This is a genomic window from Halalkalibacter sp. AB-rgal2 (assembly GCF_041821005.1).
Taxonomy (GTDB): domain Bacteria; phylum Bacillota; class Bacilli; order Bacillales; family Bacillaceae_D; genus Halalkalibacter.
In genome coordinates this window covers 1-2,392 of record NZ_JBGUAV010000058.1, presented here as the reverse complement: position 1 = coordinate 2,392, position 2,392 = coordinate 1, and the positions used below count along the sequence as shown (strand labels likewise).

Below are 2,392 nucleotides of genomic sequence, written 5' to 3'. Positions count from 1 at the left end.
TGTATAGTGCAAAATAAAAGTAGAGAGAATTGCAAACAAAATCTTAGAGCCCTGCAATCTCATAAGATAAAAAAAGAGGCTTGCCAGCCCTATCAAAAAACTCTACCGTTAATGGTGTCTAATCAAAAAGGTGGAGGTTGAAAGGATGCTAGCAATGCCTGAAATTAATCATATCAAAAAATTAAGAAATGAGAAATCCCTCTCGATCAATGAAATTTGTAGGAGGACAGGTTTTAGTTGGGAAACAGTTAAGAAATATGCAGATGAGGACCAGCTCCCTTCGGAAAAGATTCCCCCAAAGTGTGGCATGATGTATACAGAAAAGTGGGGAGAGATCGTTTCTGATTGGTTAATGGAAGATCTAGCCCTGAAAAAGAAATTACGCCGAAACAACATAAATATCTTTGATGCTCTAAAAAAGCTCGGGTTCCCTGGCTCTTACAGAACGGTTTGTAACTTCGTAAAGGAGTGGAAAGAGAAGCGTTTGGATCAAGATGATACGTTCAAGGAGGAGTATGATCGATTAACTCATCCTCCAGCTGAAGCACAAATAGATTTTGGAATAACAGAAGTTGTTCAAGATGGCAAAGTCAAAGATATTCACTGCCTGATTATGAGCTTGCCATTCAGCAATGGAGGATACACCGTCCCGTTACCAGCGGAGAATCAGCAATGTTTCTTAGAAGGATTAAAAGGATTATTTCAACAGTTAGGGCGAGTTCCTAGAAAGGTACGGATTGATAATCTAGCGGCGGCTGTAGTCAGAGCCCGTGGGAAGCTTGGAGATACCGTATTTACAGAAGGATTTCAACTGTTTGCCAGTCATTATGGCTTTGAAGCTGAAGCGTGTAACGCAGGGAAAGGGAATGAAAAAGGTCATGTCGAGAATAAAGTGGGATACATAAGATACAACCACTTTACACCATCTCCTGTCATTAGGGACTTGAAGCATCTACAGGAAATGTTGGTTAAAAAAACGAAGGAAGACCATAAACGACCTCATTATAGCAAAGATGAGAAAATTCAAGATCTCATTGAGGAAGAAAAGAAGTACTGTCTCGCTTTACCAGAGAACGATTATCCTGTATTTAAACAAGAGACGGTAACCGCCAATAAGTATGGTGAGATTACAGTTGACGGGGAGCTCATTCATATTCCAACTAGCTATCAATATAGTCAATTAAGTTTAATGACTTACTGGGATGCTTACAAGGTCATTTCACCGCACGGTGAAATAGTGGGTGAAGGTCCACGTCCATACATGAATCAATCACGTGAGCTACCTTGGGCACAAGTATTAAAAATGTGGAGGTCTAAGCCACGCTCGATTGCCCATTCCAGGTACTCTCCTTACCTTCCGGGGAGAATAGCAAACTATTTAACGATCGATTCGATCCCCCTCCGAAAAGAGAGAGTGGAATGGTTACTGGGGCTCATCATGACTTATACAATGAATGAGATCGATGAGGAATTCTATGAGCTCCTTCCTGCAAGCGATCGATCAGCTGCATCACCTGAGGCTCACCCATATGGGGTGAATTGGCACATGTATGATGCTTTACGGCCAGACGCCCCTGTACTTGGCGGTGATCCCAAATGAGTCATCATCTAAAGGAAATGTGTAAGTCCTTACGTTTGGCCTATGTAGCCGATATTTACGAAAAGATCCCTTTTGAAGAGCCAAGTCAATATCTAGAAGCCCTGTTTCAACAGGAATTTGAACTTCGTGAAGCAGCAAAGGGCGAAAGACTTATCAAAAAAGCTACATTTATGAATGATAAAGAGTTAGAGAGTTTCCGATGGGGGAGCCAAGTAAAGTTCCCACCTCAATTAGACCAAGAGATGTTAATCCGCCTAGACTTTATTTCTCGTAAGGAGAATGTCATCCTAACGGGATCTCCGGGAACGGGAAAGACTCATATCGCAACTGGATTAGGGAGAGAAGCTTGTCGCAAGGGTTATGAGGTGCGTTTTTATCGAGTGGCGGACTTGGTAGAACTTCTCGAGAAAGCTTGGAATGAGGGGAAACTTCAAAGCTTTCGAAACAAGTTTAAGAAAGTAGATTTGATTATCCTTGATGAAATGGGTTATGTGCCTTTCAGTAAAGATGGTGCAGAGTTATTATTTCAGCTCGTTACAGACTGGTATGAGCAGAAGAGTCTTATCATCACTTCTAATTTAGAATTCAGTCAATGGAACCGCATCTTTGTCGATGCAAGACTAACAGCTGCCTTGGTGGATCGTGTGATTCACCATGCGCACATACTAAGTTTTTCCGGTGACAGCTATCGTGTCACCCATGCGTTATCGAATTACCCATCATAAAAATTGGTGCTGGCAAAGTTCTCGAATTTTCTTTGCAATATTATCAGATTTCTACTTGCAAAATACA

Annotated in this window: 2 protein-coding genes; both read left to right on the top strand. The window is 41.6% G+C overall.

Translation table 11 applies throughout. The features are described from left to right. The first annotated feature begins 145 nt into the window (after positions 1-145). Positions 146-1,600: an IS21 family transposase gene (gene istA, locus ACERJO_RS20895; RefSeq protein WP_373648772.1), complete on the top strand. Its 1,455-nt coding sequence runs from the start codon at positions 146-148 to the stop codon at positions 1,598-1,600. Beyond that, on the top strand, positions 1,597-2,325 hold the full coding sequence (gene istB / locus ACERJO_RS20890; protein ID WP_373648771.1) for an IS21-like element helper ATPase IstB: 729 nt from the start codon (positions 1,597-1,599) through the stop codon (positions 2,323-2,325). Before istA ends, istB begins: the two co-directional genes overlap by 4 nt. Positions 2,326-2,392: the final 67 nt, after the last annotated feature.

Coding starts and splice junctions, on each gene's coding strand:
- istB (WP_373648771.1), top strand. CDS start 1,597: ATGAGTCATCATCTAAAGGAAATGTGTAAGTCCTTACGTTTGGCCTAT.
- istA (WP_373648772.1), top strand. CDS start 146: ATGCTAGCAATGCCTGAAATTAATCATATCAAAAAATTAAGAAATGAG.